The following is a 4,628-nucleotide window of genomic DNA, read 5'->3' on the forward strand; positions in this document are numbered from 1 at the left end:
AATAATGGTAGTGGGTAGTCTAATGGTTTATTTTTATCTTATATTCCAAAATACTCCTGCAGCGAAAATAAGAACCGCAATTTTTGTAGTTTTGATTATTTTCCAGTGGTTTAATGCTTTCAATTGTCGATCGCATAATAAATCGGTATTCTCAGTAGGAGTCTTTAAGAACAAGACGCTGTGGGTTTTTCTGGTTATTGACATACTTCTTGTCGCTATTTTATTCATCGTACCTCCATTAACACTTGCATTTGACATAGTACCGCTTGGAATCATGGAGTGGGTTATTATTGCACTTATTGGCTCTAGTATTTGGATCATCGACGAGATTAGAAAAACGCTTCAATTATTTACAGTGCAAGATTGATTTTCTAGATGTCTGAAAAAAATATATTTTCAAAGAGTAGTAGTAAATCCATTAGAAGGAGTTATTTAATGCAATCGAGATTAAATGAACGAATAAGTAAAGTTATCAAAACTGCAATCCTTCATCGTGCTTTTTACTGAAGAAGAGATGTTGAGAAAAGGTATTGAATTCATAATGTTCGTACTAAATTACCGATAAGGCGTAAGGGTTAAGGATGATCTATACTAGAAACAACTGAAAAGGTGGTATAAATGCAGATAAAGATATTCTTCTATGCTTTAGGAATCTGGGTATTGTTACTTTTTCTTGCAATTAGTAACGCGTTAATTAGAGAATCAGTTTATGCGCCTATAGTTGGCTCATATGGGGGACATGTGATTTCTACAATAATAGCAATATTGTATACTCTGATCATTACATATCTATTCGTTGTATATTTAAGAGCAGACGTAACAAGGATCGATCTTTTGTTGATTGGTGCTTTTTGGCTGATTATAACAATTCTATTTGAGTTTAGTTTCGGTCATTATGTAATGGGGCATCCCTGGAGCTATTTATTTGCAGATTATAACATTCTTAAGGGAAGAGTATGGAGTGTTTATTTATTTGTTGTGTTTACAGCACCATCGTTATGGGGGTTTTTTCTAGGAGTATAAACTAATATCTAAAATGAAATAAATTAGTTATAAAAATAAAGATGTCCATATAAAAATCATAAAATAAGTAAATTGGTGATGAAATAATGTTCCAACCTTATTGGTTTCCGTTTTTCTTTATCCCCTTCATGGCAGCAATTTTCATCGTAGTCATCCTTTTAGCTGTATGGGTGTACAGAGATGCTGAAAAGAGAGGAGAGAGCGGTATATTGTGGTTAATCATTGTATTAATCACTGGGATAATCGGCTTGATAATTTGGTTGATTGTCCGAGGTGATAAGCCAGTGATTTCATCAGAACCGACTACAAAAGTACCTCCACCCCCCCAGACAGTACAGGCTACTCAGACAACTGGCGCCCAGTTTTGTCCAAATTGTGGCGCAAGTATCCAACCTAATTCGGTTTTCTGCGCAAACTGCGGGGCAAGTCTAGAGTAGATAAATAGACTACATGTGTCGCAAACAACAACTTTATATGACATAATCAAGAGATATGTAGCCACACACTCCTTTTTATTATTTAAGAGTTTAACTAATCATTTTAACACATGGGAGCTTAGGAGGTATAAGCATGACCGAAGAAATATGGTTTGGATATCATCTACCACCTGAGGGGACTGGTTTTGAGGGAATGAAAAATGCCTGCCTAACAGCAGAAAAGATAGGACTTGATCTCTTCACAATTACAGATCACTTTATGAATATGGCAAACCCAATGGGAGAAGAGAACCATCCTCTTGAGTGTTGGACTCTGCTCGGAGCACTTGCCGCGATAACTAATAAGATTAGATTAGGCCCCTTAGTATCCTGTTATGGTTATAGAGCACCAACATTGTTAGGGAAAATTGCCACTACTGTCGACGTTATCAGCAATGGAAGACTCGTAATGGGACTAGGGGCAGGATGGCACGAACCCGAATTCAAAGGGTTTTATGGAAGATTTCCTCCTACGAAAGAACGCCTACAAGGCTTCGAAGACACTCTTGCCATCGTTTATTCAATGTTTAAAAATGAACACACGACATACAGGGGCAAAGCGTTCTCTACAGAAAATACATTGAACAGTCCACGACCAATTCAAGAACATATACCATTGATGATAGGTGCTTTTGGGGAGAAAATGATTAGATTAGCGACACAGTACGCCGACATTATTCATTGCATGTTTGATCCAAGCCCAGAATATTTAGCCCAACAAAAGCAAAAGATAATAACTGGATGTGAAAAAACAGGAAGAAATCCCCAGGAGATTCGAATAGGATCAGGATATACCATCTGGTTGGATCCAACTGAAGAAGAGACCAATCAGCGAGTCAGAAGACTGCAAGTAAGGATGAACATACCAGAAGAAACAGCAAGACAAATTGTTGCAAATGCCCCCTCGACACCAGAAGCACATATAGAAACAATTCAGAAAGCAATTGAGGACGGAATAACAGTTTTCACACTCATGGGGTCACCAACCCTGTTAAAAACATTTGCCGAACAAGTTTTATTAAAACTAAAATAATCATATTCAGCAAAGCGTAGTAGTTCAAACACGAGAAAATAAAATCTCAGATAAAACTAACCAATTTCTGTTCTACCATATTTAAATCTCTTTTTCTCCTATAGACAGGTCCATCATTTTCATGGTAAGCTGCTAGGTTTTCCTCAAAAGTTTTTTTCGGATTGATATAGAAAATACCTAAAGGATACTTTCCTTTTTCTGTTGCTCTTCTAAAAGCCTCTACTCTATCATAAGGGTCATGTGAACCGTTAAGATAATAGGTGTTCTCTTGAAACCATTTATACGCGTTAAGAGTTGTTCAACAGTAGCAATCCCCTGTCCAGCCGCACCACAGATTACAATTGAAATATCATCCTTTTTATTAACGGAAAAAGAAGAGGTTTTCATAGAAAAATATAACCCCTACCTGTGTTTAAAAAAAACTTGTGTTTAAAGAATAGTCCTTTTGAATGCTACAGATTTCTAAGAACATACAATTAAATATAAAAACTTTATAGAGATGATAATTAATCCTAATGTTCTTTTCACGATTCGTATAAGAAAGAGGAGGTAATTTAATGTTAGATTTATCGGAGTTCCCAGTAATTGACGACCATGCTCATATGTTTGGCCCAGATGCTAAAGATGCCAACCCATTAAGAAGTTTTACGATGCTAGAAAAGCCGAAAGACATAGAACATCAGCTTCTTTATCATTGTGCAGCACGTGCACTCGCGAAATTATATGGATGCACTCCTAACGAAGAAGAGATTTTCAAACTTAGGAAAGCGAAAGCACAAAACAACTTTGAAGAATTTGTCGCTGATATTTTTCAGAAGGCAAATATTGAGGCACTTATCGTTGATCCAGGCTATCCACCCACGATTACAATTGAAGAATTCCAAGATATCGTTCCTGTTAAGGTATATTCAGTTCAGCGAATTGATGAACACCTATTTGATGAGGTTATGGAAGAATCCAACACTTTTGATGACCTATTGGACACTTTCCATGAACAATTAGACCAATGGTTTAAGAAAAAGGACGTTGTAGGTTTGAAAACGATCACCGCGTATATTACAGGACTCAATATTCCAAAAATTGAACGTGATCGTGCAGCAGAGATTTTTAAAGAGTTTCAGAAGGACAAAGAACGTTGGATTGTCGAATTTGGTTTCGGGCAAAAGCATTACATTGGACCTTTTGAAATGCGGATCTTTCTGTTCTGGGAAGCTTTAGCCAGATGTGCAGAGAAGAAGGTACCGTTCCAAATCCATACTGGTGATGGCGATATGGATATGAAGGACATGAAAGAAGCAAGCGCTCTCCTTCTGCAAAAGAGTGTTTTAAATGACGATTTGGCAAAACAGGTGGAGCTAATCCTAGTCCACAGCAGTTATCCTGAAGTAGAGTTTGCCAGTTATCTAAGCTACGTTTATACAAACGTCCACATAGACCTCTCACATCTAAACCCTTTTCTGAATGTACTCGTTGGTCGAAAAATTGAGGAAGCATTCATGTGGACTCCTTTTAGCCGTATTTTGTACGGAACGGATGCATATGGTATTCCTGAGTTCTATTGGTTTGGGGTTATGAACTTCAAGAAAGAATTAGAAAGAGTTCTTGGTTATTTAGTAGCTAGAGATGCACTTGATGAGGACTATGCGTATAAGGCTGCCGGAATGATCCTATCGGAAAACGCGAAAAAACTTTACAGTCTATGAATTTTGCATAGGAACTTTGTCAATCAATTTATTTTTTTTCATCTCCTTTGCACTCCTGGAAAAACGCTGGTTTTTGATTAATTGGACCTCACTTTGAGCCAGATACAAGTATGACTCTATTTGGAAAGCCTATATCAATGCCAATCTTAGGCGGAAACGGCTAATAAAATCGAAAATGCAATTTCTGCTACAATTGCTGAAGGAAAATATGTCACATACGATTAAAAGCCTCCAGAAAAAAAAAGATGAAGCAGTGGGCACAAAAGAATACAGTGAGCTACCTCGTGCTAAAGCCTCGAGGCTTCCTGCTTCAACGACGGACTCGATCCCCTTGTGGGTTACGGAGGTCTTATCTCCACAGGCTTAACATCCCTACGCCCCGTAGGTACGGCT

Annotated in this window: 7 protein-coding genes and 1 pseudogene; 6 read left to right on the forward strand and 2 right to left on the reverse strand. The window is 37.6% G+C overall.

The window, feature by feature from the left end; translation table 11 throughout:
- From QVB70_RS01995 to QVB70_RS02010, 4 genes are all read left to right on the forward strand, one after another.
- Positions 1–367 (forward strand): cation transporting ATPase C-terminal domain-containing protein (locus QVB70_RS01995; RefSeq protein ID WP_287582852.1); only part of this gene is annotated, 367 nt, incomplete at its 5' end.
- A 251-nt stretch (positions 368–618) separates the two neighbouring features.
- The gene (locus QVB70_RS02000) at positions 619–1,023 is read left to right on the forward strand and encodes a hypothetical protein (protein WP_287582854.1); all 405 of its coding nucleotides are present in this window, start codon (positions 619–621) and stop codon (positions 1,021–1,023) included.
- Between the two features lie 86 nt (positions 1,024–1,109).
- Positions 1,110–1,460 (forward strand): zinc ribbon domain-containing protein, encoded by a 351-nt coding sequence (locus QVB70_RS02005; protein ID WP_287582856.1) that lies wholly within the window; start codon positions 1,110–1,112, stop codon positions 1,458–1,460.
- A 133-nt stretch (positions 1,461–1,593) separates the two neighbouring features.
- A complete protein-coding gene (locus QVB70_RS02010) occupies positions 1,594–2,532 on the forward strand; it encodes an LLM class flavin-dependent oxidoreductase (protein ID WP_287582859.1) in 939 nt (312 codons plus the stop codon).
- A 46-nt stretch (positions 2,533–2,578) separates the two neighbouring features.
- Here the strand turns inward: QVB70_RS02010 and QVB70_RS18435 are convergent.
- Both QVB70_RS18435 and QVB70_RS02015 read right to left on the reverse strand, forming a co-directional pair.
- Positions 2,579–2,764: pseudogene (locus QVB70_RS18435) on the reverse strand (2-oxoacid ferredoxin oxidoreductase); the annotation flags it as partial.
- Complete coding sequence (locus QVB70_RS02015) at positions 2,752–2,919, reverse strand: hypothetical protein (RefSeq protein WP_287582862.1); 168 nt, start codon at positions 2,917–2,919, stop codon at positions 2,752–2,754. The gene QVB70_RS02015 and the pseudogene QVB70_RS18435, both read right to left, overlap by 13 nt.
- A gap of 170 nt (positions 2,920–3,089) precedes the next feature.
- Here QVB70_RS02015 and QVB70_RS02020 point away from each other — a divergent pair, with 170 nt between their 5' ends.
- Positions 3,090–4,235, forward strand: a complete 1,146-nt coding sequence (locus tag QVB70_RS02020) for an amidohydrolase family protein (RefSeq protein ID WP_287582864.1) — start codon at positions 3,090–3,092, stop codon at positions 4,233–4,235.
- Between the two features lie 208 nt (positions 4,236–4,443).
- Positions 4,444–4,602: a hypothetical protein gene (locus tag QVB70_RS02025; RefSeq protein WP_287582866.1), complete on the forward strand. Its 159-nt coding sequence runs from the start codon at positions 4,444–4,446 to the stop codon at positions 4,600–4,602.
- Positions 4,603–4,628: the final 26 nt, after the last annotated feature.

Source organism: Candidatus Borrarchaeum sp. (assembly GCF_019058535.1).
GTDB lineage: Archaea > Asgardarchaeota > Sifarchaeia > Borrarchaeales > Borrarchaeaceae > Borrarchaeum > Borrarchaeum weybense.

Excerpts from the sequence above, each read along its gene's own strand:
- QVB70_RS02000 (WP_287582854.1), top strand. The coding sequence starts at position 619 with ATGCAGATAAAGATATTCTTCTATGCTTTAGGAATCTGGGTATTGTTA.
- QVB70_RS02005 (WP_287582856.1), top strand. The coding sequence starts at position 1,110 with ATGTTCCAACCTTATTGGTTTCCGTTTTTCTTTATCCCCTTCATGGCA.
- QVB70_RS02010 (WP_287582859.1), top strand. The coding sequence starts at position 1,594 with ATGACCGAAGAAATATGGTTTGGATATCATCTACCACCTGAGGGGACT.
- QVB70_RS02015 (WP_287582862.1), bottom strand. The coding sequence starts at position 2,919 with ATGAAAACCTCTTCTTTTTCCGTTAATAAAAAGGATGATATTTCAATT.
- QVB70_RS02020 (WP_287582864.1), top strand. The coding sequence starts at position 3,090 with ATGTTAGATTTATCGGAGTTCCCAGTAATTGACGACCATGCTCATATG.
- QVB70_RS02025 (WP_287582866.1), top strand. The coding sequence starts at position 4,444 with ATGTCACATACGATTAAAAGCCTCCAGAAAAAAAAAGATGAAGCAGTG.